Raw genomic sequence first — 25545 nt, 5'->3', positions numbered from 1 at the left:
TTGCATCGTTTGAAGGGGCTGCTTTAGCATTTCAGAATGGTAAGGCAGACACTATCAGACATTTCTAACATGAAACGGGTGACGCGCACGGGCAGGATCCAGGCGTCAGCCGTTTCTCCTTCTTTTTAAACGGGCATATCTGTGAACTGCCATTGCAATTGGCGTGCAGATGTGCTTTTCTTAAAATATAAGAAGTTATAAACGGCTCAAAATAAAAATTAGTGTTTTTATCCCCTGCTGTAATAATAACCAAACCTAGGAGCTTCACATGGAAATCATCTATCAGCCGTGTATTATTAAAAGCTTCAAGCATGATGGTCATCTTCACCGGATGTGGCTCCGAAACTGGTTGATTCCCAAATCCAGGCTCACTGCGGAGCATGCATCGGAATCCATAATTGTGCTTATGAATAGTCAAACGCCTATACAAGAGGCAGACCGCAAGGTGTGGGTAAGCAAGGTACCGGCTGTGTCCTTCTTTATCCCCGGGCAATGGTTCAATGTTGTGGCCCTGATCGAGGAAGCGGGGATTCGATATTACTGTAATGTGGCTTCGCCCCCGTACTTGCATGAGGGAGTGCTGACGTATATTGATTACGATCTGGATGTGATCCGTACCTGGGATGGTTCCATGCATGTTGTAGACCGGGATGAGTATGAGGCGCATAAGGCGATGTATCATTATCCTGCTCTTGTACAGGAGAAGGTGGAAGAGGGGCTGACCGCTCTGATTCAGCGTATCCAAAGCGGTGGAGCGCCGTTTGATGACGACATGGTGTATCATTATTATAATGAATGGACAAAAAGAGAAGAAGGGGTGTAGCATGGGGCGTTCACCCTTGGTTAAAGAGCTTTTGGACTGGTTCAAGACATTGCTTCTGGCAGTTATCATTGTTATGCTGCTTCATTATTTTGTATTCAATTTATCTACGGTTAAAGGTCATTCCATGCAACCTACGCTGGAAGAGAAGGAATGGCTCTTCGTTAATAAAGCCGTCTATCTGTTCGGTTCTCCCGAGCGCGGTAACATCGTCATTGTTGAAGACCCGGAACATGAGCTGAAAAGCAATGAATATCTTGTCAAGCGGGTTATTGGCATTCCCGGGGACCAGATAGAGATTCGCAACAAGCGCCTGTATCTGAACGGGGAGAGACTGGTTGAACCGTATACCGACCTGGCGATTGAGGATGAGGATTACGGACCGTATACGGTAGAGCCTGGCGCCTATTTTATTATGGGAGATAACCGCCATGCCGGTGCGAGCAGAGACAGCCGCAGTTTCGGGACGGTTAGCGGAAACAACATTAAAGGGCGAGCCGATTTTATTTTATGGCCGCCTACCCAGATGAAATCGATATAAGTAGTACGAAAGTAACAAAAAAGCATATATTCCCCAACGCATCGGTGCAGCGGTGCGGCGGGCATAAAATCCATTTTCAAAGGCTAACAAGGAGGCTTAATCGCTCAATGCAAAGCTTGAGAACCGCCGGATTCTATGAGGAATTGAAGCGGGAGCTGCTTGCTGCACTGCCTGAGCTTGGCATCGACAAGCTGGGTATCGCTTCGACCGAACCGTTTGCGGAATTAAAGCAAAGACTAATCAAGCACCGGGAGCTTGGATATGAATCGGGTTTCGAGGAGCCTGATCTCGACAAGCGAACAGATCCGTCGTTATTGTTCGACACGCCCCAGTCTATTATTGCTATTGCTATCGCGTATCCGTCCAAGCTGAAAGATGCGCCCAAGTCTGAGCCTGGAGCAAGGCGGGGAATACTGGCTCGGGCTTCTTGGGGCGATGATTACCACAAGGTGCTGCGAAACAGAATGGAGAGGCTGGAGCAGTGGCTAAGAGACAGGGTTCCAGAAGTCCGGACTGAAAATATGGTCGACACTGGAGCCTTGTCCGACCGTGCGGTAGCCGAGCGAGCCGGGCTTGGATGGAGCGCCAAAAACAGCTGCATCATTGCTCCGGAATTCGGATCATGGATCTATCTTGGCGAGATGCTGACGAATCTGCCGCTGTCGCCGGATAATCCGATTACCGACCAATGCGGCTCCTGTACCAAATGCATCGACGCTTGTCCGACAGGCGCGCTTGTCGGCCCCGGGCAGCTGAACAGCAAGCTGTGCATCTCTTTTATTACACAGACGAAGGACTTTGTGAAAGAAGATGTCATGCGCAAGATCGGCAATCGGCTGTATGGCTGCGATACGTGCCAGATCGTCTGTCCGGTCAACAAGGGCAAGAACTGGACGCATCAGCCTGAGCTTCAGCCCGACCCGGAGCAGGTGAAGCCGTTGCTTGTTCCGCTTCTGACGATCGGCAACAAGGAGTTTCAACGGCAGTACGGGAATACATCCTCCGCATGGCGGGGTAGAAAACCGATCCAGCGCAATGCAGTTATTGCGCTTGGCAATTTCAAGGAAGAGAGCGCTGTGCCGGATTTGATCGGGGTACTGCGGAAGGACCCGAGACCTGTGCTGCGGGGTACAGCCGGGTGGGCGCTTGGCCAAATCGGCAGCAGCATGGCGCTGGATGCGCTGGCTGAAGCCGTAGGGCATGAAGACGATGAAGAGGCGCGGATCATGATCAGGCGGGCGCTTGAGCGGCATGCCGAGTCGCCCCCAACTGGAGAAGAGCAGGTCGCAGAGGTGTAAAGCGGTCGGCACATCCATCCGGGCAAACTGCCAGTGTTTGTAATGTGAAAAATCCGTGCTGCGGGCTGGCACAGCCAGCTTGTACATGATATGATAAAGTGCATTCCATTATAGACGGAGGTCGATTTCATTTTATGTTTTGGGATATTGCTATTCCGATTGTTACTTTAATTTTAGGACTTGCCGGGGGCTTCTTCATTGGCGTTTTTTATCTCCGCAAGCAGCTTGAAAAGATGCAAAGCGACCCTGATATGCTTCAGAAGATGGCGAAGCAAATGGGCTATAATATGAACAAGCAGCAAATGCAGCGCGCCCAGCAAATGATGAAAAATCATCGTCCTGGCCGCAGATAAGCTGCTCATAGGGAGGTCAGCAGGTTGGCTGGAAAAAAAGATTACGTCAATTCTAATGTTACCCATAATCGGGAGCAGCTCGAATATCATGTGAAAGAAATCTTGAAGCTCATTGGAGAAAATGTAGAGCGTGAAGGCCTGCTGGAGACTCCGGCAAGAGTGACGAGGATGTATGAGGAAATATTTTCTGGTTATGATGTTGATCCTCGCGATGTACTCGGCGTTACCTTTGATGAGAATCATGAGGAACTGGTTATCGTTCGGGATATTGTGTATTACAGTCAGTGTGAACACCATATGGCTCCCTTCTTCGGCAAGGCCCATATTGGATATATCCCAAGTGGCAAAATCGCGGGCTTAAGTAAGTTGGCCCGCTTGGTTGATGCCATCACCAGACGCTTGCAGGTGCAGGAGCGCATTACTACACAGATCGCCGATATCATGGAAGAGGTGCTGAAGCCAACCGGGGTCATGGTCGTGGTCGAAGGCGAGCATCTGTGCATGTGCTCTCGCGGTGTGAAGAAACCGGGCAGCAAGACGGTAACCTCCGCTGTGCGCGGAGAGTTCCGGTCGAATCCGGCCTTGCGTTCCGAGTTTTTATCCCTGCTCAAGCAATAGACTGGCTGTACGCTAAAATTAACGGGCTGTTCTTGTCGGACATCGGGGTTCGACAGGAATAGCCCGTTTGGCTTGTTATGACGAGGCGATCGTTTCACTCCCTTTCAGTATGGGACCCATGTTAGCTGACTTGCTTTGAGAAAGCGTTCATTTACGTAAGGCCAGTTCACGACATGCCACCAATCTTTAATATAATCCGCTCGTTTGTTTTGATGCTTCAAATAGTAGCTATGTTCCCATACATCAATTGGAAGAAGCGGAATAACGTCCCACTGGGACAAGTTCTGATGCTTTTCTGCCTGCAGAATTTCAAGACGGTGGCTGCGAGGACTCCATACAAGAATTGTCCAGCCGCCGCCTTCTACTTTTTCCGCTGCCTGGCTGAATTGCTTCTTGAAAGCATCGTAGCTGCCGAAATCATGTTCAATCCGATTGCCGATCGGGCCGACGGCTGCGCCCCCGCCTTGCGGAGACAGCGTATCCCAGAACAAGGTATGAAGATAATGACCCGCTCCGTTAAACGCCAGTTCCCGCTCCCAATGCTTCACCAGCTCAAAATCTCCTGTTTTCCGCGATTGCTGCAGTTCCTTTTCCGCTTTGTTCAGACCTTCCACATAATTTTTGTGCAAAATATCATGGTGAATGCGCATCGTTTCTTCATCAATATAAGGCTCCAGAGCGTCATAAGCGTAGGGCAGGGGAGGCAGTGTATGTCCGCCGATGGGTACGGTATTGCCGGATTTATCACTGCGGGTTTCCCACCAAATGCTCCTTGTTTTTCCTTCCAGCTCCTTCAAGGTCTTCTCGGACTCCTCTTTAATGTGATGAATGAGGATGCGAGACACAGGGTTCTTGTGAACGGCCTTGCTAGTTTTCAGTATAATCCCGAGGTGGGATGCAAATTCCCGGGTTTGCTGGAGAGAAGCTTTAACCAGCTCTTCCACTTGCTCAGCGGCTTTGGGCGGAATGAATTCTGCCGCGGGCAGCAGTTCTTTGATCCAGGCTTCGGCACATTCCTTTGTTGCTTTGAAGACCGCTTCCCATTCCTTGAGCAGGTTCACGTACTCCTGCTCCAGATCAGGAACTGTCTTGCGAATCAGTCGGGCGTGGCCCTCCTCTTGCTCTTTCCATCGCTGAACTTCCTCAAGCCATCGCAAGGGCATGTACTTGCCGTAAATATAAAGCACGACATAGGCCTCCTTTATACAGATTACATCTCTCACAATGTATTCCGCATGGAACTTGGCTTATGTCGTGTATTTTACAGATGATTATTGATTTGATTTGGTTCAGACTCTACCTGGCTTAAAAACAAGGCGGCTCTCTGAATGTATTCCTTTGGGTGTTCGCGGAACAGCATCTCATGCTGGCCATTCTCTACAATCCATACCCTGGATAGCGGATTCTGCTGAAATCCTGAGATCTGCTCGGCTGTCCTATAAGGGGCCTTGGAATCGGATGTGCCATGGATCATGTAGATCGGCATGGGGAACGCCTCGTGCTTGATCTGCTCGGCAGGGATGTGATCAAGGCTAGTTCCGGTCCATAGCGGCAGCATGGAATTAATGAGCGGGACAGAAGGGTAACGAGGCAAATTTATAATTTGCTGTACATTATAGTAAAGCGTATCGGTATCAGCCAGGAAAGTGCTGTCCAGAATCATGGCGTCAATCTCGTCGGTCAGCAGCGCCGTCTGCAAAGCCGTGCCCGCACCCATTGAGAAGCCCCAGACGATAACTTCTCCAGCGCCCTGGCTTTTGGCGTAATCAACTGCAGCGAGAAGCTGCTGCGATTCTTCGCGTCCGCCTGTTGCTGGCGTCTTGTGTACGGAGGAGGCGTAACCGTAATCGAACATCAACACATTATAGTTCAGCCGGTGTACCAGTTCGGCCAGCTCATACATTGGAACCCAGGTTTCTTCGCGGTTGGCCCCGTAGCCGTGGCTGAATACGACCGTTTTAGGAGAGGTTTTCTCTGCCGGTATGAACCAGCCGTCTACAGTCGTCTTGCCACTGGCGCTTTGGAACTGCACGTCGTGATAAGGGAGGCTCTTAGCCTCCATCGGATTGGATGTCAAGGGAGCGACATATGGATAAGCAAGCATCCAGGCGACATAACCGTGGAAGGCGAGCAAGGTGAACAGTACGAAAGCGACAAAAGCCGATAAAGCGGCTATGGCTATATGCCTACTGCGCGCTCGCTCTGCGGCTGGCAACGGGCGGATGCCTGGAAGCGGCTGAAGGACAGGCTGAGGAACCGTTGTCAATCCGCCTTCTAGCGGCACTGGCGTCAGTATCGTGCTATTCATGACCATCCCTCCCGGTTAGCGCAAACTAAGGCTTGTGTACTGTATTTGGAAGCGTTTTAATAATTGCTGTTGATTTCATCGTATGACTTTTGTCCCAGGGTGTCAATTGCTATAGATGTAATGTTATTCACTTGTAATCTGCCTGTAAAATAACGCGTTTTGCTGTGCGAAATACCGCAAAAAGAGTTGATTTTTGCAATGTGTTTGTAATGTGTTCAGCATTTTTGCCTCCCATGTCTTCCGCTGTCCAACCCCGTTATGTTATACTAGGTGTAATTAAGTTTCATTGTATGAAACAAGGGAGGCTCTTGAATATGGAAGAGCACAAGTCCACAGTGCGCGCTGTAGAACGGGCGCTTGATATATTGCTTTGCTTTACAGATGGTACGGATTTGGCAATGACGGAGATTGCCGAGCGGGTCGGTTTGCACAAGAGCACCGTTCACCGGATGTTGGCTACGCTTGAGGAGAGAGGCTTCATTGCCCGGGACAGCGCTTCTGACCGTTACAGACTAGGCATGAGGATATGGGAACTGTCGACTCATCTGTCCAATAATGATGATCCTGCTATTATTTTGCTGCCGGAGATGGAGCGTCTGCGGGATGAATTGGGGGAGACTGTCAGCCTTTACATCAGGGACGGGGATGACCGCTTGCGTGTCCAGGCCGTGCAGAGCGGGCAGGCTATCCGCAGGGTTGCGCCGGTTGGCGCGCGGCTGCCGCTGTATGTGGGCGCATCCAGCAAGGTGCTGATTGCCTTCGCCGAGGAGGCGGATCGTGAGGTGCTGATGAACGGCAAATCCTGGCCGACAGGCTTTGACCGCAAACAGTTGGAGGAGCAACTCGAAGAAATTCGCCGTATTGGCTACGCCACAAGCGTAGAAGAACGGGAAGCCGGAGCCGCTGCGGTTGCCACCCCGATCTTCCACCGTTCCGGCAAGTTGGCAGCGGCATTGTCGGTCTCTGGGCCGGCATCGCGTCTTACGCTGAAGAAGATGCGCGATTATGCGCCAATCATAATGAACTCGGCTCGGTTGATGGGTACAATGGTAAAATAAAACAAAGAAGGTTCTCTATGTTCACAGCTCAAGGGCAGCATAAGGGAACCTTCTTTTTATGGCTTTTTTTCAGAAAAAACTTTCCACAGGCAGGCTATGCCTGACATTCGTTCATCGACTTGTAATAGTCCTCTTTATCTGGCCCCGTCTTCTTCCATCGGAATCAGGTCAAATATTTTACCCGACTCAAACGAATCAATCAGTCTGAGCAGCCATTTGTAATAGTTCAGCGCATCATGAATTTTGCTTTCGTCCTCGTCAAGCAGCATCAGCAGCATCTCATTGCCGGCATACTCGGCGCGAATCTCGCGAATTTCCTTCAAGGATTTGTTGAGGGCACTGGAATTTGTCTCGACGGCCTTTCTCCAGCGAATAGAGAAATAATCAATAAAATTTTGATGCCAGTCCGGCACAACCTCATATAAGTCCTTGCGGCTGCCTTTACCCCAAACCTTGTTAATCATCTTCAAATCCATCAATGTGCGCATGCCTGTGCTCATTGAGGTTTTGCTCATCCCCATCGTAGCGCTCATCTCATCAAGCGTGACTGGCGCGTTATTAAAATACATATTGCCGTACAAGTGCCCAATCGATAGCGTAATCCCGTATAAATCCATGTTCTTGCCGATTGATTCAATAACCCGTTGCCTTGCTTGCACTACCCTCCGTTGCTGTTCTTCTGTCAATGCCTCCAAGTATTTCATGGTACCCTCCAGAGTACAAAATTGCTTAGGCTACCCGTTTCAATTGCGATTGATAGCTGTATATAACAAGTATTGAAGCACAGCCTTTTGAAAATGTAAAGCAACAGATGTTAACGAAATAGGGAGGAAAACAGAGTATACGGTATAATAAGTTTATAAAGTTAAAACTGTACAAAGTATATGGAAAATTACGCATTTTGACGATACAAGCTGTTTCGAACTAAACTGTTACAAGTCAAGCAACAGTACAACAGGCACCGTAAAGGGGGGAATAACATGCCGATTGTTGAAGTAAAACAACTGATCAAAATCTTTGGATCTGACCCAAAGCGCGCGCTTCCTTTATTAGAGGAGGGGTGGACGAAAGAGAAAATTCATAAGGAAACCAAGCTTACCGTCGGGGTTAATCAGGCGACCTTCAGTATTGAAGAGGGACAAATTTTCGTTATTATGGGTCTCTCCGGAAGCGGAAAGTCGACGCTGGTACGGTTGCTAAACCGGCTGATCGAGCCAACCTCGGGACAGGTTTTATTTAATGGCAGCGACGTATTGAAAATGAATGCCGAGCAATTAAGGAAATTCAGACGCAAAAATATGGGCATGGTATTCCAGAAATTTGCGCTGTTCCCGCACCGCACCGTCCTGCAAAATGTGGAGTACGGACTTGAAGTGCAGGGTATAGACAAGACAAAGCGGCGTGCCATGGCAATGGAATCTCTGGAACTGGTTGGTTTGAAGGGATGGGAGAACAGCTATCCGGATCAGCTTAGCGGAGGTATGCAGCAGCGGGTAGGTCTTGCCAGGGGACTGGCGAATGATCCCGATGTGCTGCTAATGGATGAGGCGTTCAGTGCGCTTGACCCGCTCATTCGCAAGGATATGCAGGATGAGTTGCTGGAGCTGCAATCCAAAATGAAAAAGACGATTGTCTTCATTACGCATGATCTGGATGAAGCGCTGCGTATTGGCGACCAGATTGCGCTGATGAAGGATGGCAGTATTGTACAGATCGGTACGCCGGAGGAAATTCTGATGCAGCCTGCCAACAAGTATGTAGAACGTTTTGTGGAGGATGTCGATCTGTCCAAGGTATTGACTGCATCCCATGTGATGCGCAAACCAGAGACGATCACGGCAGAAAGAGGGCCGAGGGTTGCTCTGCAGCTGATGCGTGAGCGAGGTGTCTCGAGTCTGTATGTCGTCGATAAAGGCATGAAGCTGATCGGAGTCATTACAGCGGAAGATGCATCCAATGCGATTAAAGAAGGACTTCAGCTGGAGAGCATCATTCAGCGCGAGCTGCCCTCCGTGGCTCCTGATACCTTGCTCAACGAATTGTTTGAGCTCATGGGAAGTATCAAGCTGCCCGTGGCCGTCGTTGACAGTTCAGGCAGACTCAAGGGAATTGTGATTAAAGGGGCGGTATTGGCCGCACTCGCAGGCAATGCTGAACCAGGGGCAGGTGAGCCCGCATGAATTTGCCGAAAATTCCGCTCGCAGGCTGGATTGAAGCGGCTGAGGATTGGCTGTCCGTGAATATGGCTCCGTTATTCAATGCGATCAAGTTTATTATTGGACAGATTGTAAGCGGCTTTGAGTTTGTGCTTCGCGGTACACCAGCGTTGCTGCTGATAGCAATCCTTGTGGCATTAACCTGGTATGTAGCCAAATGGCGAATGGGTGTATTTGCTCTTATAGGATTACTGCTTATTGATAACCTGGGCTATTGGGATAATTCCATGCAGACGCTGGCGCTTGTCCTGACAGCGGCTGTGCTGTCTGTCATTATCGGCGTTCCGGTAGGGATTTTATGTGCCCGCAATAATAAGATGCAAAATATGATCACGCCGGTGCTTGATTTTATGCAGACGATGCCGGCCTTCGTATATTTGCTTCCCGCCATCTCGTTCTTCTCGCTCGGCGTCGTGCCGGGGGTCATCGCTTCGGTGATCTTCGCGATTCCGCCGACCATTCGTCTGACCAATCTTGGTATCCGGCAGGTGCCGGAAGAGCTTGTAGAGGCGGCGGATGCCTTCGGCTCCACGCCTGGGCAGAAGCTGTTCAAGCTGCAATTGCCAATTGCGATGCCGACGATTATGGCCGGGATTAACCAGACGATTATGCTGTCGTTGTCGATGGTGGTTGTTGCCTCCATGATCGGAGCCCAGGGAGTAGGCGCGGATGTATACCGTGCAGTTACCCAAACCCATACAGGCATTGGTTTTGAAGCAGGTCTGGCAGTCGTAATCATGGCGATCTTGCTTGACCGGATTTCGCAGAATGTAATCAAGAGAAAGAAACAATAAGGGGGCGTACACATTGAAAAAACTTAGTTTGCTGATGGCGGCTGCATTGCTGATCACAGTTTTGGCAGGATGTGCGAATTCCGCCAGCGGCGGCAGTAAAAATGTCAAGCTCGCATACGTGGCTTGGGATTCCGAAATCGCCAGTACGTATGTTGTAAAGGAAGTATTGGAGCAAAAACTCGGCTATAAAGTAGAGATGCTCCAGGTGGATGCCGGTCCGATGTTTGCCGGAATTGCTGACGGCAGCGCTGATGGCATGGTCGCCGGATGGCTGCCTTCCACCCACAAATCCTATATGGAACGTTACGGGGATAAACTGGTTGATCTGGGGCCGAATCTTGAAGGCACGAAGATTGGTCTCGCTGTCCCGTCCTATATGGATATCAAAAGCATTGAGGATTTGAATAAGGACGAGAACGGTCAGGCGCTGAACTACAAAATTATCGGAATCGAGCCGGGCGCAGGCATCATGATGTCTACAGAGAAAGTGCTGGACGAATACGGCCTGCGCGGCAAGTGGACACTTGTCGAAAGTTCGTCGGCGGCGATGGCGCAAGAGCTGGATAAAGCTTATAAAGCCCAGCAGCCGATTGTCGTCACTGGCTGGACGCCGCATTGGATGTTCGCCAAAATGGAACTGACATATCTGGAAGACCCGAAAAATGTCTATGGCGGCGATGAGCAAATTCATACGCTTGTGCGCCAAGGGCTGGAAGAAGATAAGCCGGAGGTCTATGCTCTGCTGGATGCATTCAACTGGACGCCTGAAGATATGGCCGAGGTAATGGTCAATATCAATGAAGGCAAATCCCCTGGGGATGCGGCAAAAGCATGGGTCGAGGCCAATGAAGATAAAGTTAACTCCTGGATCGGAGAGTAAGCAAGAGGAAGTTGATATTTAGATGTATTAGATTTAGATTTAGATTTAGATGTAAAAATGAAGCCGCCTGGAATTGAATGAGGTCGGGCTTCATTTTTATTTTATAGGAAATTAATTTTTTAAATTGGTTCAAAACCAAAATTAGTGGTTGTCCTCCAGGGGAGGGGACGCTGCATGGCAGGGGATTTTAATTACTATTTATATAGTGGAAAGGCAGGTGGAAAGGCAGGTGGAGAGATGAAGGGTTCTGGAGAAGCGAAGCGTTTGCCTTTAAAGACCGATTTCCCACCTTATTTGGTTCATTCAAGGAAATCGGTCTTTAACAGCAATCGGAAGAATCCTTCATCTCGGAACCTGTACCTTTCCATAAAGTAAGTATCTTTTAAAAAGATTCAGCAGTTGTCAACCTGACCAAGATAGTGTATCCTATATTTGAAAATGATTCTCATTATTAAAAAATCTCATGACTACCATTTGTTCAAGAAATCCGGGAACAACAGCGATCGGAAGAACCTTTCACAAGCAGGCCGTGCCTGACTTTCTTTCGTTCAATTTATGTTGAAAAATTTTATAATAAAAAACCCCGTACACGGCGGGCAGGCCGTATACGGGATTGCGAACTCGATTTACATTTTTGCGATCATTTGACGAAGTACGGTTTGCAGAATACCGCCATTACGGTAGTAGTCCACGTCAACCATCGAATCGAGGCGGGCAATCGCTTTGAATTCGAATGTTGTTCCGTCTTCACGGGTTGCTGTAACTGTAATTTCCTGTCCTGGCAGTACGTCATTGGAGAGGCCTTTAATATCAAATACCTCGCGACCGTTGATGCCCAGGGAGGACCAGCTTTGGCCTGGCTGGAATTGCAACGGCAGTACGCCCATGCCGACCAGGTTGGAGCGGTGAATACGCTCGAAGCTTTCTGCGATAACCGCTTTTACGCCAAGCAGGAAAGTACCTTTCGCCGCCCAGTCGCGGGAGCTTCCTGTACCGTATTCTTTGCCTGCGATAACCACCAGGTTTTTGTCTTCAGCCTGATACTTCATGGAAGCATCATAGATAGACAATACTTCATCGGTTGGCAGGTATTTGGTTACGCCGCCCTCAGTGCCAGGAGCAACCTGGTTGCGGATACGGATGTTTGCGAATGTACCGCGCATCATTACATCATGGTTACCGCGGCGGGAACCGTAAGAGTTGAAGTCCTCGCGCGCTACGCCATGCTCGATCAGGAACTGGCCTGCTGGACTGTCAACCTTGATGTTACCGGCAGGGGAGATATGGTCCGTCGTTACGGAATCGCCCAGCAATGCCAGCACGTTGGAGCCTTCGATATCGGCAATGTCGTCTACTTCGGAGCCCAGGTTTGAGAAGAACGGCGGGTTCGCGATGTACGTGGAGTTTTCATCCCACTCGTAGAGCTCGCCTTTTGGCACTGGAATGGAGTTCCAGCGCTCGTTTTGCGTAAATACGTTGGCATACTTGCTGCGGAACAGCTCAGGGCTCATGGCAATGGAGATTGCATCGGCAATTTCCTTGGATGTTGGCCAGATATCCTTCAGGTATACCGGTTGGTTAGACTGGTCATATCCGATCGGATCTTTGGACAGGTCGATATTTACCGTACCAGCCAGCGCGTAAGCGACAACGAGCGGCGGGGAAGCCAGATAGTTCGCTTTAACCTGCGCATGGACACGGCCTTCAAAGTTGCGGTTACCGGACAGCACTGCAGCCACAGTCATGTCATTATCCGCAATAGCCTGGCTCACTTCATCTGGAAGCGGACCGGAGTTGCCGATACAGGTAGCGCAGCCGTAACCTGCAACGTGGAAGCCCAGCGCTTCAAGCGATTCCAGCAATCCTGCTTTTTTCAGGTATTCGGTTACGACGAGGGAGCCTGGAGTCAGCGAGCTTTTTACGTAAGCAGGCTTTACAAGTCCGCGCTCAACCGCTTTTTTGGCAACGAGGCCTGCGCCTAGCATTACGCTTGGGTTGGAGGTGTTCGTACAGCTCGTAATCGCCGCAATAACAACCGCACCTGTGCTCATTTTGCTCAGTTGGCCGTCTTTATGCTTCACTTCTACAACTTCTTCGATCTTATTGTCAGACAGTCCGTATCCGCCTTTGTCAATCGGAGTGCGGAGAATGTCATTGAACGATTCCTTCATGGAAGTCAGCTCAACACGGTCTTGCGGACGCTTCGGTCCGGCCAGGGAAGGTACGATGGAGGAGAGGTCAAGCTCAACTACATCGGAGAATGCTGGGTCCGGCGTTTCGTCCGAGCGGAACATGCCTTGTGCTTTATAGTAAGCTTCAACCAGTGCAATTTGCTCTTCCTCACGTCCGGTGTTGCGCAGGAAGTTCAGCGTCTCATTATCAACCGGGAAGAAACCGACAGTTGCGCCGTATTCAGGAGCCATGTTAGCTACAGTTGCACGGTCTGCCAGACTGATATTGGACAGGCCTGGTCCAAAGAATTCCACGAACTTGCCTACCACGCCTTTTTTACGCAAAATTTGAGTAACAGTCAGCGCCAGGTCGGTAGCTGTTGCTCCTTCTGCCAGACTTCCTGTCAGCTTGAATCCGATAACCTCAGGTGTTACAAAGTACAAAGGCTGTCCCAGCATTCCTGCCTCTGCCTCGATACCGCCAACGCCCCAGCCCACTACGCCAAGACCATTGATCATTGTTGTATGCGAGTCCGTTCCGACCAGAGAGTCCGGGTACACGACAGTTTCGCCGTCTACAGTTTTTGTAGCAGCTACAGATGCCAGATACTCAAGGTTAACCTGGTGAACGATACCGGTTGCAGGAGGCACCGCACGGAAGTTGTCGAATGCAGTTTGCGCCCAGCGCAGGAAGCGGTAACGTTCTTCATTGCGTTTGAATTCGATCGTTTCGTTAAATTCCAATGCATCTGGAGTTCCGAATGCATCTACCATGACAGAGTGGTCGATAACAAGGTCAACCGGTACGAGCGGATTGATTTGTTTTGGATCGCCGCCAGCTTTTTTAACGGTGTCGCGCATTGCTGCGAGGTCAACAACAACCGGTACGCCGGTGAAGTCTTGAAGAACGATACGTGCAGGGATAAACGGAATTTCTTTATCCTCGCGTCCGTCAGCCCATTTCGTCAGCTGCTTGACATGATCTGCTGTAATTGCGCGTCCGTCGAACTGACGAACAGCCGCCTCGAGCAGAACTTTGATGGAAAAAGGAAGCTTGGAGATGTTGCCGAGACCTTGCTCTTCTAAACCGTCCAATCTGTAATAGGCATACGATTTGCCGCCCACATCAAGCGATGTGCGGACGGAGTATTGATTTTGTTTAGACATCGTAGAGTTCCTCCTTAAGCGCAGTTCAGTCTGTTTCATTCTGTGAAACATAATTTCAAAATTAAACCTAAATCTAGTATATCGTTAATTTAGGGCTTGCGTAAAGAGGGTTTTCATCATGAGACCATCTATTATTTCATATAATGAATCGATCTGCTTCACCGCCCAGATTTTATGTTCGGTTCCCCCAGGAGGGGAATACCGCTTTGAAGCAGACTGAACATTGCGAAAACAATCAGGGCTTGCGGATGCTGCTACATTCGCACTGTAAAAGTAGATGCGGCCAAATCTTTGATGGCATTCCAATAGTATGTGCAATTCCTGACTTTTATTGATACGGGCTGAACGCTTGTAAAGGAGGTTTCGATAATGGCGCATTCCCCGAGGGTCAAGCGTAGCCCACAGCAGTTAAGCGGCTGGAAAGCTACAATTAACGAGTATGTGCGGCTGTTGAATCAGGCCGAGATTGAACATGCCGGTCTCCCGCTTAAGGAAGCCGCTGCCGATCAGGAGCATTTGCAGCGGCTGGACAAGAGACTGGCGCGGACAGCGGACCGGGACAGACAGCGGCTCGCAGCTTCCGTCAAGCACGAGGCCCGAGCCAGTCTGATTCGTGTGCAAGAATTCGGTAATGAGGCATCCATGCTGCTTCGATGCGAGCATACCAGGACGCTAAATCAACAGGGAAGCGTCTATGTGGAGGAGCGCCGGGATTACGAACGTATCTGGCTTCAGCATGATGGAAGCAGGTGGCAGATAACCCGCATTGAACCTGTCGTAGCCGAGCGGCGTCCCAGATTTGGCGGCGCCGGTCTTTCCTTAAGACAGGATGAACCCTTTTTCCCGGCAAAAGCTCCGGGGCTTCCGTACTTGAATCATAATTTGTTAAGAAATTTCAGCCATGAATCTGCCCGTGGTTTGTATCACCGCGACTTGGCCGTTGCTTATGCCGACCGCTGGTGGGATACGGCTAATCCGGAATATGAAGAATTCGAGGTTAATTGCACCAACTACATTTCCCAGTGTCTCTTTGCAGGCCGAGTCCCGATGGACTATACTGGTAGAAGGGGAACGGGCTGGTGGTACAAAGGCCGCGACAATGGCAATGAATGGTGGAGTTACAGTTGGGCCGTGTCCAATGCACTGCAAAGCTTTTTGGCCGGGCGGCGTACAACCGGATTGCGGGCTATCGCAGTCAACGCTCCTGATCAACTGAAGCTGGGCGATGTTATCGTCTATGATTGGAACGGGGACGGAAGGTTTCAGCATAGCACGATTGTAACCGCTTTTGATGTGGACGGCATGCCTCTGGTGAACGCCAATACCGTATCAAGTCGGCACCGCTATTGGGATTACCGTGATTCTTACGCGTGGACCGAGCAGACACAGTACCGATTTTTTCATATCGCAGATGAATTATAGACATTTCTAGTATGTCATTGGCCCAAGTAAGGGAAATTATACGTAACCGGAGGAAAACCAATGGGGGAGAAATTGAAGGTTGGCTTCATCTATGGAGGCAGGTCGGGGGAGCATGAGGTGTCGCTACAAACCGCATTATCCGTCCTGCAGGCATTTGATTACGATAAATATGAAATAAAGCCGTTCTACATAACGAAGCAAGGCGAGTGGCTGACGAGTGACTTTTTGCCTGCCGCCCCGGCTTCTGTGGATGAACTGCAATTCAGAAATCCGCAAACCATAGCCGCTCCGGCAATTACTTCCCTGTTCGATGGAATCAGCACAGCTGCCGGCACAAATCTTGATGTGGTCTTTCCGCTGCTGCACGGCACTTTCGGTGAGGACGGAACTATCCAGGGACTGTTGGAAATCGCCAATCTTCCGTATGTGGGGGCCGGTGTTCTGACCTCTGCGGTAGGGATGGACAAAATTATAATGAAGAAAGTTTTTGCCCAGGAAGGGCTTCCCCAATGCGTGTACCGGTATTTCAATCGTACTCAGTGGGAGAAGGACCCTGGTTTTTTCATTATGGAGATTGAAATTTCGATTGGCTATCCGTGTTTTGTCAAACCGGCCAATCTCGGCTCAAGCGTAGGCATCTCCAAAGCAAGGAACCGGGAAGAGCTGCAAGCAGCGGTGGCCTATGCTCTACGTTTTGACCGGAAGGTTATCGTCGAGGAATTCGTTGATGCCAGAGAAATTGAGGTAAGTGTTCTTGGCAATGATGAGCCTCGTGTGTCTATACCTGGCGAGATTATTAGCTCCGGCGATTTTTATGACTATCAGGCCAAATATGTTGACGGCAAATCCGTCATCCAGATTCCGGCCCAATTGTCGCTCGAGACTGCAGAGACTGTCCGCAGCCTGGCGCTGCGGGCTTACCTGGCAATTGACGGCTCCGGGCTGTCCCGCATGGATTTTTTTCTGCGTAAAGAGGATGGCAAGCTGTTTATTAATGAAGTGAATACAATGCCCGGCTTTACCCCGTTCAGCATGTACCCGCTCATGTGGAAGGAGTCCGGTGTCGCTTACAAGGACCTTCTTGATACGTTGATCACGCTGGCGCTTGAGCGGCACGCGGCCAAGCAGCAGCTTCAATACAGCAGTTAAATGAAGGAGAGTTGAACGCATAATGGGATTTGAAACAGAATTCAATTCAGTATGCAAATTTAAATCAAAGCAAGAGTTGTACGAACTGCTGGAATACGGACGCGGCAAGATGGTCAAAAACGGCTTCCGCGTCTACCCGACCGGGCAGAAAGTGATCGCGTACACACCGGATAATGAAGCAATCGCAATCGTAAAAATTGTAGCTTCAATCGCTGAAATTAATTTCCAGGGAGAGGAAATTACTCAGGTTGAAATGGAACTTGTGCGCAAGCTGACAGAGGAAGAATCGAAGATTCAGACAGCTTTGGCGCATGAGATGTTTTTTAGCGGACGCGAATGATTGTACGCTTCGGGTTCGTAGCGATGAGCATGATGCTGGAACACGCATCCGTCTCGCGTACGATGACCTATCAACAATTCTCCAGGCTGGCTGACCGGGGAGCAGCCTTGCGCAAACTGGAGAGGATTGCAACGGAGAATCTTGAGCATACGCTCCGGCTTCTCAAGCATTGCTATGCCCATGATGTCCGAGTCTACAGATTTTCCTCCAAGCTGATCCCGCTTGCAACACATGGAGAGCTCCGCGATTGGGACCCGTACCCGGCGCTTCAGGAGAACTTTGCCAAGGTGAGCGCTTATATTCGCGAGAAAGGGTTTCGAGTATCCTTTCACCCGGATCATTTCTGCGTCCTCAATACGCCCCGTCCGGAGGTGCTCGAAAGCTCGATCCGCGATCTGGAATACCACGTGCGTATGCTGGAGGCGATGGGTCTGGATGAGAGAACTACCAAATGCAATATTCATGTGGGTGGAGCATATGGGGACAAGGAAGCAGCGGGTGAACGCTTCATTCGGCAGTTTGCCGATCTTAGTGCCCGCTACCGGAACCGAATCACTCTTGAGAATGATGACAAAACCTTCACCGCTAAAGAAACATTGGAGATAGCCGAGGCCAGTTCCGTGCCGATGGTGCTCGACATTCATCACCATGCGGTCAATGACGGGGGGATGAGCATGGAAGCGGTCGTACAGGATTTGTGGCCCCGCATTGCCCGTACATGGGAAACAGCCGACGGACCAGCTTCAAGCTGCAAGGCTTTGCCTCCGAAGATTCATGCTTCCAGTCCCAAGAACAACAAGGATGTGCGAAGCCATGCCGATTTGCTCGACCCGGTACCGCTGCTGCGCTTTTTACAAGAGATTTCCGGCTCTGTTCCGCGGCTGGATGTAATGTTGGAGGCCAAGCAAAAGGATATCGCCCTGTTTCGGTTAATGGACGAGCTTCGCAAACTGGAGCGGGATGGAGGCTTTCAGATTGTGGACGGGGCAACTATTGAAGTTTAGGCCAACATCCAAATCGATGCCCGATCATCATGAGATATGAAACTTTAAAACTCGCAGCACGTATACTGGAGTAAAATCATAGTTTTGTTTCTGCGAAAGATGCCCGAATCATTAAAATCAGTGCTTGACGGAAGAGCTGACAGCGGTAGGATTCTCTGTCCCGCCGCAGCGTCTTCTTTGTTGGGAGTCAGGCTCTGATTTCGGTTTTGAGCCATATTTTATTCAACACGATGAAGGCGCTTTACGATATACTAAATATAAAGATGTTGCGAAATGGCAGTCTCTTCGCATGAACAGCGGCTGCTGTTTACGCTGATAGGAAAGTAGAGTGATGTACAGTGAGTGAGCAGCGGAATGAACCGGTGGTCGGCAGCAAGAGCTTCACCGCCGTAGCAATCAACTGTGCGGCCAAAGCCGGTCAATGGATCAATACCAAGCTTGGCGCGTATTCCAGTCTGAATTTGAAGTATTCATCCCACGATTTGGTCACGGAAGTTGACAAAGGCTCGGAGAAGATGATCCGAAGCTTGATCCTCACCCATTTCCCTACCCATTCTTTCCTTGGCGAAGAGGGGGTTGAGGCAGGGCCGGAGGCTTCAACCAAGGCGCTGGAATCGTTGCGGGATGAGGAATACTTATGGATTGTTGATCCGATTGACGGCACAACAAATTTTGTGCATGAATTTCCGTATTATGCCGTATCCATCGCGCTTGCCCATAAAGGAGAGGTAATCGTCGGGGTTATCTATGATCCGACCCGGGATGAACTGTTCGTCGCCGAGAAGGGCAAGGGTGCTTATGTCCATGGCAAACGAATGCTTGTAAGCAAGGAACAGACGCTTCGGGACAGCCTGGTCGCGACCGGATTTCCGGCCGATCATCAATATGCGTTGCCTGTTAATCTGAAAGGCGTACAAGCTGTAGCGCCGCAGGTTCGAAATTTGCGTGTGGCTGGTTCGGCTGCGCTGCATATGGCCTACGTAGCTGCCGGCCGACTGAGCGGTTTTTGGGAGATTGGGCTGAACAGCTGGGATCTGGCAGCAGGCGCATTGCTCGTTCAGGAGTCCGGGGGCAAGGTAACCGATACATCGGGTCAACCTTATCATCTGGGTGTGCGGAATGTAGTCGCCTCCAATGGGCACATGCATGATGAATTGACAGCGGCACTGGGCAAGGCGGGGGCAGCAGGCTAAAAATCAGAATGATAAATCCTTTTTCGTGGAACGCTACGAAAAAGGATTTTTTTATTGTATTTCTCCGCAGAAACGAAGCTTTTAGTCTGTCCAAGGACTGTAAAAGCCGTTTACACTGGTTTCCAAGGAAAGGTAATTGTACCTATGCGCAAATTACATCGCCACAAGTTGTTCCGTCGGTTGCTTGCTGCTATGCTTGCAGGCTGCAGCCTGGCAACGCTGTTCGTCATGATCTTTGCAGAGGATCAATCTGTAAATCCGTATTCTGTTTCTGCTGCTCCAAATCAGCAGAGCAAGCTGGGCAGTATGAAGCGCGAACTGCCAGCATACGACTATGCCGTTGTTTGGATGTCGGATACGCAATATTATTCGGAACGGTATCCAGATATTTACCGGCAAATGACGGGTTGGATTGCCGCCAATCAAGGCGAATTAAAGCTTCGTTATGTTGTACATACCGGAGACATTGTCAATCGGGACAAGGAGAGGAAACAATGGGCAGCTGCCAGCAACAGCATGAATGTTCTTGAGCGGGCAGCCATCCCGTACGGGGTTTTGGCAGGAAATCATGATGTCAATACGAAGAAACCCTCGTATAAAAGATTCGGCCGGTATTTCGGGAATCATCGCTTTCAAAAACTGCCCTTTTACGGGGAAAGCTATCGGAATAACAGAGGTCATTATGATTTAATTGAAGCCGGCAAGCAAAAGCTGATCTTCGTATATATGGGCTGGGGGATCGGGGAACCTGAGCTGGAATGGATGAATCAAGTGCTGAAGGCACACCCCAATCACAAGGCAATCTTGTGTTTGCACGATTATATGAAGGTGACGGGGGAGCGCTCTCCAGTCGGGGAGGAAGTATTCAGCCGGATTGTGGAGCCCAATTCGAATGTAGCGGCAGTATTGTGCGGACATGAGCATAATGCCGAACTGATGATTAGCGCTTTGGATGACAACCGGGACGGCATTAAGGACCGCACTGTATATCAGATGCTTGCTGATTATCAGAAAGGGCCCAAGGGAGGGGAGGGCTACATGCGTTTGTTGTTATTTGATGAGGCACGGGGGATGCTCCATGTCCGTACCTATTCTCCCTATACCGGCGAGTTTAACTTTTATAAAAACGAATTTGCGTACAAAGATGAATTTACGTTGCCTTGGCAAGTTGCAGCTTCTTAAATCTCGGACAGGAACGTTCCCGGGCGCGGTTGGCATTTGATGAGCTTGTTTGTCTGAAAGGTAGAGAGCAGAGCTATAGCAGCTTGATACCACTGAACAAAATAACGCAGGCCATGAGCGTCTGCAGCGGTTTGGCGGGGAGTCTGGTAGTCAGCATACTGCCCAGCATGACGCCCGGGATAGAACCGATAAGCAGGTTGACGGTGAGTGCAAAGTCGACATGGCCCATGCCCGCATGCATCAGTCCTGCGGCACTGACGAGCAGGAACGCATGAACAATATCCGTCCCGATCAGCTCGGAGGCACGCAGCCTGTAAAACATCATCATCGCCAGAGCGAACAGAGAGCCGGAGCCGATAGAGGTGAGGGCCACGACAAAACCGAGCGCCGCACCTATTCCAATCGTCATCCATTTCTTCTGGTACAGCGGCTTTGCCTGCAACTGGCTAGGCGCTCCGTCGGTTATCCATAGCTTCGTAATTTGCAGCAGTGCAATGAAGATGAGCATAACGCCAAGGGCATGGGTAATGATCATATCCTGATAGGCGTGAAGAGGCGGATAATATTTCAGCGCGATGATTGTCAGGATAGCAGCGGGTACGCTGCCTGCGGCAAAATAAGCGACCAGCAACAGATTGACAGTCCGTTGCCGGATGTGCTGAATGCTGCCGAACAGCTTGGTTATGGAATTGTAAAATAAATCGGTTGCTACTGCCATTGTCGGCTGTATGCCGGATGAAATGAGCAGCGGCGTAAGCAGGGAAGCGCCGCCTACTCCCGTCAGACCAACCATAAGACCGACGAAACACCCGATCGAAACATAATACAATTCCATAATCGAATTCCTCCCGCTTGAACATGCATTAGTATAACTATATGCTTGTCTGCCGAAATCATTATTGGAACTTGTAGAAGCACTTTTCGCAAAGAGGGGGATTATCATGGCATTCAATAGCATTATTTTAAGGCTTGAACTGGATCACCGGCATGTTCACTTCGGCAATGTAGCTTCGGCCATCAGCAATGTGGGTGGAGACATTACTTCCATAGATGTAATTCGTCCGGGGCAGGATACATCTGTCCGTGATATTACAATTCAAGTATCCGATCAGGTCGAAGCTCAGGTCGTAGAATCGCTTCGCCAGCTTCCAGGTGTGCAAGTTGTAAATGTATCGGATCGCACCTTCTTGGCGCACTTGGGCGGCAAGATTTCGATTTACCCGAAATTGCCTGTAAAAAACCGGGATGACTTATCACGGGTCTATACTCCTGGAGTAGCCCGCGTCTGTACCGCTATTCATGAAAGTCCTGAGAAAGCTTATTCTCTGACAGTCAAGCGCAATACGGTTGCCGTTGTAACCGATGGAACTGCTGTGCTGGGTCTTGGCGATATCGGGCCTGCTGCCGCTGCCCCCGTGATGGAGGGAAAAGCGATGCTGTTCAAGCAGCTTGCCGATGTAGATGCTTTTCCGATCTGTCTGGACACCAAGGATACAGAGGAAATCATCCGAATCGTCAAAGCCATCAGCCCGATATTCGGGGGAATCAATCTGGAGGATATCAGTTCGCCGCGTTGCTTTGAGATTGAGCAGAGGCTGTCTGCGGAGCTTGATATCCCGATTTTTCATGATGACCAGCATGGGACTGCAGTGGTCGTCATTGCCGGTCTGATCAATGCGCTCATGGTTGTAGGCAAGCAGATGGACCGGATTCGTGTCGTGGTAAACGGAATTGGGGCGGCCGGCGTATCCATCTGTAAAATGCTGCTCGCTGCCGGTGTTACCCGTCTTGTGCCTGTCGACCGTGAAGGCGCGATTATTCGGGGAGGAAAGTATTCGCATCCGATGTGGCAATGGCTCGCCGAACAGCCTCAAGTCGAAGATAAGTCCGGCAAACTCAAGGATGTCATTCAGGATGCGGATGTATTCATCGGGGTATCAAGAGGCGGTGTATTGAGCGGGGAGGACGTATCGCGGATGGCGGAGAACCGGATTGTATTTGCTATGGCAAACCCTGACCCGGAGATCAGGCCGGAAGAAGCGCTGCCGCTGGTCCGTGTCTTTGCTACCGGTCGCAGCGATTATCCGAACCAAATTAATAATGTGCTGGTCTTTCCAGGCATATTCCGTGGAGCGCTGGATTGCCGTGCAAGGGCAATTAATGAGTCTATGAAGCTGGCTGCCGCCAGGGCCATCGCTGCGGTTGTCTCGGACAGCGAGCGGAATGAGCATTATATTATCCCGAGCTTGTTTAATGAGCAGGTCGTAAGCGGAGTCAGAAAGGCCGTTATTGAGGCAGCTATTGCTACAGGACAATCCAGGCGTATTCCCCCCGATTTCTAAATGGCTAGGTTGAACGAAAGAAACGAAGCACTCAAGCTCCGAGAGGTAAAGTTCGGGAACAAGGCTTTTAAAGACGACGGGATTTTGATATAATCAGACTAATAATGATAATTATTATCAATTACATCCTGTTCTGATTTTTAATAGTGTGACGACGAACCAATTCGAAGCGAGAGGTGCAGGCCATGATTCACTTAGAACTGAAAAGCAAGGATAATGATGAAATCGGACTGGAAGGCATGATATTCAAGCTGCGAGGCGCGGAACAGATTCGTCACGGGCATATTTTTCGAACACAGCCGAGATTAACGATTTCTCATGTGTTGCTGGCGGTTAAGAGCGGGGAGGGACGAATTACAATCGAAGGCGAGCAGCACAGTCTTAGCCCGGATTCCGTGTTCGTATGCAAGCCGGGCCAGACGTATGGCCTGGAGACGACCAGTGCTGATTATTTGGAATTATACCTGTTTCGTTTTGATATATTCAGTGAGACCAACCGCAGCCGCAAGCGGATGCAGATGGTGATGGAAGGCGAACTCCATACGGATAAAGGACGCATTGCAGTTCCTTCGACTGTACAGACCGCAGAGCGGTGTGAGGCCGTCTACAGCTATTGGAAGGGAGACAGCGGTCTGGAACGCTTCCGAAGCTCACTCGTCTTTCAGGAACTGCTATACTACATCCTTGGCGGAATGGACCAATCTTTCCTATAAATATTCCTTGTCATTAATACAGCTTGCCTTGCAAATACAGGCTGGTCGCCAGCTTGCTGACAGCGTGAGTGTAGCATTGCCGGCGCAAGGTCGTATTCCCCTGAAAATAAAGAGGAAGCACAGCGCCCATGGTCGCTTTCATCTTGGAGTGGAGACGGCGTGAGATTTCCTCCTCCGTGTAGAACTGAGTCTCGCGCCCTTGCAGCCATTCAAAATAAGAGACGATTACACCGCCCGCATTCGCCAGAATATCGGGAATGATGATAACAGATTGTTCGCTTAAAATCTGATCCGCTTCCCCTGTAACCGGGGCGTTTGCGCCCTCTACCACGATTCGCGCGTTGATCCTGTCCACATTATCTTTGCGGATTTGATCCTCCAGCGCCGCCAGAACAAGCACATCAAGCTCCAGATAAAGAATGGCCTCCCGTTCCAGTATCTCGGCATTGATGCCGACGGCGGCTAGCTCATCCTGCGATACCGGCAGGTCGCCGCGATTATCTGCAACATACGCAATCAACGTCGGAATGTCGAGCCCATCCGGGTTGTAAAGCGTCTTGTTCCGGTCACTGACGGCCACTACTTTGTTATCCAAATCCTTGCAGTTGTAAGCCTCCAGCGCAGCCACAGAGCCTACGTTCCCAAAACCCTGCACCGCAAGCCGCAAGCTTTTGCCGGAATGTTCCAGTGCCGTTGCGGCAAATCCGCCGCTATTGTCTGCAAGTTCGGCGCTGTTTTCCTTCAGAAATCCGGAGAGCAAGTAATTCAAAGTAAAGTATACGCCTTTGCCTGTTGCTTCCCGTCGCCCTAAGGAACCGCCGTTCACCACGCTTTTCCCGGTAAAGCTGCCCAAGTACGGCTGACCAGGATGGATGCTCTTGTACTCGGCCATCATCCAGTCCATTTCCCGCTGTCCGCTGCCTACGTCCGGCGCAGGAATATCTTTGTCAGGGCCAAGCACATCAGAGAAATATTGAACATATTTTTTGCAAATTTGATACAGCTCCCGCACCGAATATTCGCGTGGATTGATAGCTACGCCGCCTTTGCCCCCGCCAAAAGGAACTTCATGCAACGCATTTTTCAAAGTCATCAGCGCCGCGAGATTTGTAACCTCTTCCTCATTGACTGTCTCATGAAACCTTATTCCGCCCTTATATGGACCAAGTGTATCGTTGTGCTGAATGCGATAGGCCGGTATGCGCACCACATCGCCTTTATCCAGGGCAATGCGGAGAAATGATTTGTGAATTTTGTTCGGAGTGGATAAAATAGCGCCAAGTGAAGTAAAAGCCTGGGTTCTCTGGACACCTTGCAAATGAGGCAGGAAAGATGGGGTGCTCAATAATTGTTGCAGCGATTGTTGTACGATTGCTCCAGTCTGACTGGCCATGATCGTATTACCTCCTCTTGTCCTTGCATTTGAAAATACTTCCTAAACATTCTATCATAAGGGGAAGCGCAACCCAAATCAGGTGCAAGTAAGGACTAGAAGGAGAAGAATATGAACGGAACGAATCGAGAGGCCGTCAAACCGGGAATCACGGTAGATATTGTACGGAAAGAGGATCAGCGGAGCGGCAAGCTGACCCGGGGAGTTGTGAAGGATATTCTGACGAATTCCGCCACACACCCTCACGGGATCAAGGTCAGATTGCAAAATGGCCAGGTTGGCCGGGTGAAGGTTATTCACCCGGTTCATTCAGACGGGGAAGCCCTGCCAGATACACCTCAATAATGCGGCAGTATCCTTTTCAGGACATCGAGAGAGCCAACGTGATCTTCATGGACAGGGGTGAGGACAATTGGGGCTGTCTCAAAAGTCAATTTGTGATTTTTCTAGCCCCGCTTAGAACCGAATTTCGTCGAGAAAAAAGGACCTCAACCTCCACTTTGTGAACTGCTCCCCGTCAAGTAGACAGTAAATTTATTAAAAATCAGTTAGGCGGCCTTAGTCCTGAATTCCATCGGACTAA

24 protein-coding genes are annotated in these 25545 nt (G+C 50.1%); 18 read left to right on the top strand and 6 right to left on the bottom strand.

Annotated features, from left to right (window positions below):
• Nucleotides 1–268 precede the first annotated feature (268 nt).
• The 5 genes from JFN88_RS16440 (at nucleotide 269) to folE (ending at nucleotide 3630) form a co-directional block, all read left to right on the top strand.
• Nucleotides 269–823, top strand: a complete 555-nt coding sequence (locus tag JFN88_RS16440; RefSeq protein ID WP_199020350.1) for a DUF402 domain-containing protein — start codon at nucleotides 269–271, stop codon at nucleotides 821–823.
• 1 nt (nucleotide 824) lies between these two features.
• Entirely contained in the window at nucleotides 825–1361 is a 537-nt protein-coding gene (gene lepB / locus JFN88_RS16435; RefSeq protein ID WP_233167952.1) for a signal peptidase I, read from the top strand.
• A 107-nt stretch (nucleotides 1362–1468) separates the two neighbouring features.
• Nucleotides 1469–2659: a tRNA epoxyqueuosine(34) reductase QueG gene (queG, locus tag JFN88_RS16430; protein WP_199020349.1), complete on the top strand. Its 1191-nt coding sequence runs from the start codon at nucleotides 1469–1471 to the stop codon at nucleotides 2657–2659.
• 134 nt (nucleotides 2660–2793) lie between these two features.
• On the top strand, nucleotides 2794–3012 hold the full coding sequence (locus JFN88_RS16425) for a YneF family protein (RefSeq protein WP_199020348.1): 219 nt from the start codon (nucleotides 2794–2796) through the stop codon (nucleotides 3010–3012).
• A 24-nt stretch (nucleotides 3013–3036) separates the two neighbouring features.
• A complete protein-coding gene (gene folE, locus JFN88_RS16420) occupies nucleotides 3037–3630 on the top strand; it encodes a GTP cyclohydrolase I FolE (RefSeq protein ID WP_199020347.1) in 594 nt (197 codons plus the stop codon).
• A 104-nt stretch (nucleotides 3631–3734) separates the two neighbouring features.
• On the opposite strand, the gene JFN88_RS16415 is transcribed toward folE, so the two are convergent.
• Both JFN88_RS16415 and JFN88_RS16410 read right to left on the bottom strand, forming a co-directional pair.
• Nucleotides 3735–4817, bottom strand: coding sequence for a Fe-Mn family superoxide dismutase (locus JFN88_RS16415; RefSeq protein ID WP_199020346.1), 1083 nt, complete (start codon nucleotides 4815–4817; stop codon nucleotides 3735–3737).
• A gap of 74 nt (nucleotides 4818–4891) precedes the next feature.
• Entirely contained in the window at nucleotides 4892–5938 is a 1047-nt protein-coding gene (locus JFN88_RS16410; protein ID WP_199020345.1) for an alpha/beta hydrolase, read from the bottom strand.
• Between the two features lie 314 nt (nucleotides 5939–6252).
• On the opposite strand from JFN88_RS16410, the gene JFN88_RS16405 reads away from it, so the two are divergent.
• The gene (locus JFN88_RS16405; protein WP_199020344.1) at nucleotides 6253–6996 is read left to right on the top strand and encodes an IclR family transcriptional regulator; all 744 of its coding nucleotides are present in this window, start codon (nucleotides 6253–6255) and stop codon (nucleotides 6994–6996) included.
• Nucleotides 6997–7130: 134 nt separating this feature from the next.
• On the opposite strand, the gene JFN88_RS16400 is transcribed toward JFN88_RS16405, so the two are convergent.
• A complete protein-coding gene (locus JFN88_RS16400) occupies nucleotides 7131–7700 on the bottom strand; it encodes a GbsR/MarR family transcriptional regulator (RefSeq protein ID WP_199020343.1) in 570 nt (189 codons plus the stop codon).
• 276 nt (nucleotides 7701–7976) lie between these two features.
• On the opposite strand from JFN88_RS16400, the gene JFN88_RS16395 reads away from it, so the two are divergent.
• From JFN88_RS16395 to JFN88_RS16385, 3 genes are read left to right on the top strand one after another with little or no spacing between them, the layout of a single operon-like run.
• Complete coding sequence (locus JFN88_RS16395) at nucleotides 7977–9176, top strand: quaternary amine ABC transporter ATP-binding protein (RefSeq protein WP_199020342.1); 1200 nt, start codon at nucleotides 7977–7979, stop codon at nucleotides 9174–9176.
• Complete coding sequence (locus JFN88_RS16390; RefSeq protein WP_199020341.1) at nucleotides 9173–10006, top strand: ABC transporter permease; 834 nt, start codon at nucleotides 9173–9175, stop codon at nucleotides 10004–10006. The genes JFN88_RS16395 and JFN88_RS16390 overlap by 4 nt, the downstream gene beginning before the upstream one ends.
• A gap of 13 nt (nucleotides 10007–10019) precedes the next feature.
• A complete protein-coding gene (locus JFN88_RS16385; RefSeq protein WP_332908493.1) occupies nucleotides 10020–10886 on the top strand; it encodes a glycine betaine ABC transporter substrate-binding protein in 867 nt (288 codons plus the stop codon).
• A gap of 626 nt (nucleotides 10887–11512) precedes the next feature.
• Here JFN88_RS16385 and acnA read toward each other — a convergent pair.
• Nucleotides 11513–14224 (bottom strand): aconitate hydratase AcnA, encoded by a 2712-nt coding sequence (acnA, locus tag JFN88_RS16380; RefSeq protein ID WP_199020340.1) that lies wholly within the window; start codon nucleotides 14222–14224, stop codon nucleotides 11513–11515.
• A 369-nt stretch (nucleotides 14225–14593) separates the two neighbouring features.
• On the opposite strand from acnA, the gene JFN88_RS16375 reads away from it, so the two are divergent.
• From JFN88_RS16375 to JFN88_RS16350, 6 genes are all read left to right on the top strand, one after another.
• Complete coding sequence (locus JFN88_RS16375; RefSeq protein ID WP_199020339.1) at nucleotides 14594–15646, top strand: amidase domain-containing protein; 1053 nt, start codon at nucleotides 14594–14596, stop codon at nucleotides 15644–15646.
• A 60-nt stretch (nucleotides 15647–15706) separates the two neighbouring features.
• Nucleotides 15707–16795, top strand: a complete 1089-nt coding sequence (locus JFN88_RS16370; protein WP_199020338.1) for a D-alanine--D-alanine ligase — start codon at nucleotides 15707–15709, stop codon at nucleotides 16793–16795.
• A gap of 22 nt (nucleotides 16796–16817) precedes the next feature.
• Complete coding sequence (locus tag JFN88_RS16365) at nucleotides 16818–17135, top strand: hypothetical protein (RefSeq protein WP_199020337.1); 318 nt, start codon at nucleotides 16818–16820, stop codon at nucleotides 17133–17135.
• Entirely contained in the window at nucleotides 17132–18139 is a 1008-nt protein-coding gene (gene uvsE / locus JFN88_RS16360) for a UV DNA damage repair endonuclease UvsE (protein WP_199020336.1), read from the top strand. The genes JFN88_RS16365 and uvsE overlap by 4 nt, the downstream gene beginning before the upstream one ends.
• A 338-nt stretch (nucleotides 18140–18477) precedes the next feature.
• Nucleotides 18478–19332, top strand: coding sequence for an inositol monophosphatase family protein (locus JFN88_RS16355; RefSeq protein WP_199020335.1), 855 nt, complete (start codon nucleotides 18478–18480; stop codon nucleotides 19330–19332).
• A 144-nt stretch (nucleotides 19333–19476) separates the two neighbouring features.
• Nucleotides 19477–20514: a metallophosphoesterase gene (locus JFN88_RS16350; protein ID WP_199020334.1), complete on the top strand. Its 1038-nt coding sequence runs from the start codon at nucleotides 19477–19479 to the stop codon at nucleotides 20512–20514.
• A gap of 73 nt (nucleotides 20515–20587) precedes the next feature.
• Here JFN88_RS16350 and JFN88_RS16345 read toward each other — a convergent pair whose 3' ends face one another.
• Entirely contained in the window at nucleotides 20588–21349 is a 762-nt protein-coding gene (locus JFN88_RS16345) for a sulfite exporter TauE/SafE family protein (protein WP_199020333.1), read from the bottom strand.
• 106 nt (nucleotides 21350–21455) lie between these two features.
• Here JFN88_RS16345 and JFN88_RS16340 point away from each other — a divergent pair, with 106 nt between their 5' ends.
• Complete coding sequence (locus tag JFN88_RS16340; protein ID WP_199020332.1) at nucleotides 21456–22856, top strand: NAD-dependent malic enzyme; 1401 nt, start codon at nucleotides 21456–21458, stop codon at nucleotides 22854–22856.
• 185 nt (nucleotides 22857–23041) lie between these two features.
• The gene (locus JFN88_RS16335) at nucleotides 23042–23569 is read left to right on the top strand and encodes an AraC family ligand binding domain-containing protein (protein WP_199020331.1); all 528 of its coding nucleotides are present in this window, start codon (nucleotides 23042–23044) and stop codon (nucleotides 23567–23569) included.
• 13 nt (nucleotides 23570–23582) lie between these two features.
• Here JFN88_RS16335 and JFN88_RS16330 read toward each other — a convergent pair whose 3' ends face one another.
• Nucleotides 23583–24962: a Glu/Leu/Phe/Val family dehydrogenase gene (locus JFN88_RS16330; RefSeq protein ID WP_199020330.1), complete on the bottom strand. Its 1380-nt coding sequence runs from the start codon at nucleotides 24960–24962 to the stop codon at nucleotides 23583–23585.
• Between the two features lie 111 nt (nucleotides 24963–25073).
• On the opposite strand from JFN88_RS16330, the gene JFN88_RS16325 reads away from it, so the two are divergent.
• Nucleotides 25074–25307, top strand: a complete 234-nt coding sequence (locus tag JFN88_RS16325; protein WP_199020329.1) for a YwbE family protein — start codon at nucleotides 25074–25076, stop codon at nucleotides 25305–25307.
• Nucleotides 25308–25545: the final 238 nt, after the last annotated feature.

The organism is Paenibacillus roseus (genome assembly GCF_016424485.1).
In the GTDB taxonomy this organism is placed as follows: Bacteria; Bacillota; Bacilli; order Paenibacillales; family Paenibacillaceae; genus Paenibacillus_D; species Paenibacillus_D roseus.
The sequence above is the reverse complement of the archived record's forward strand: the minus strand, read 5'-3'. Positions and strand labels throughout refer to the sequence as shown.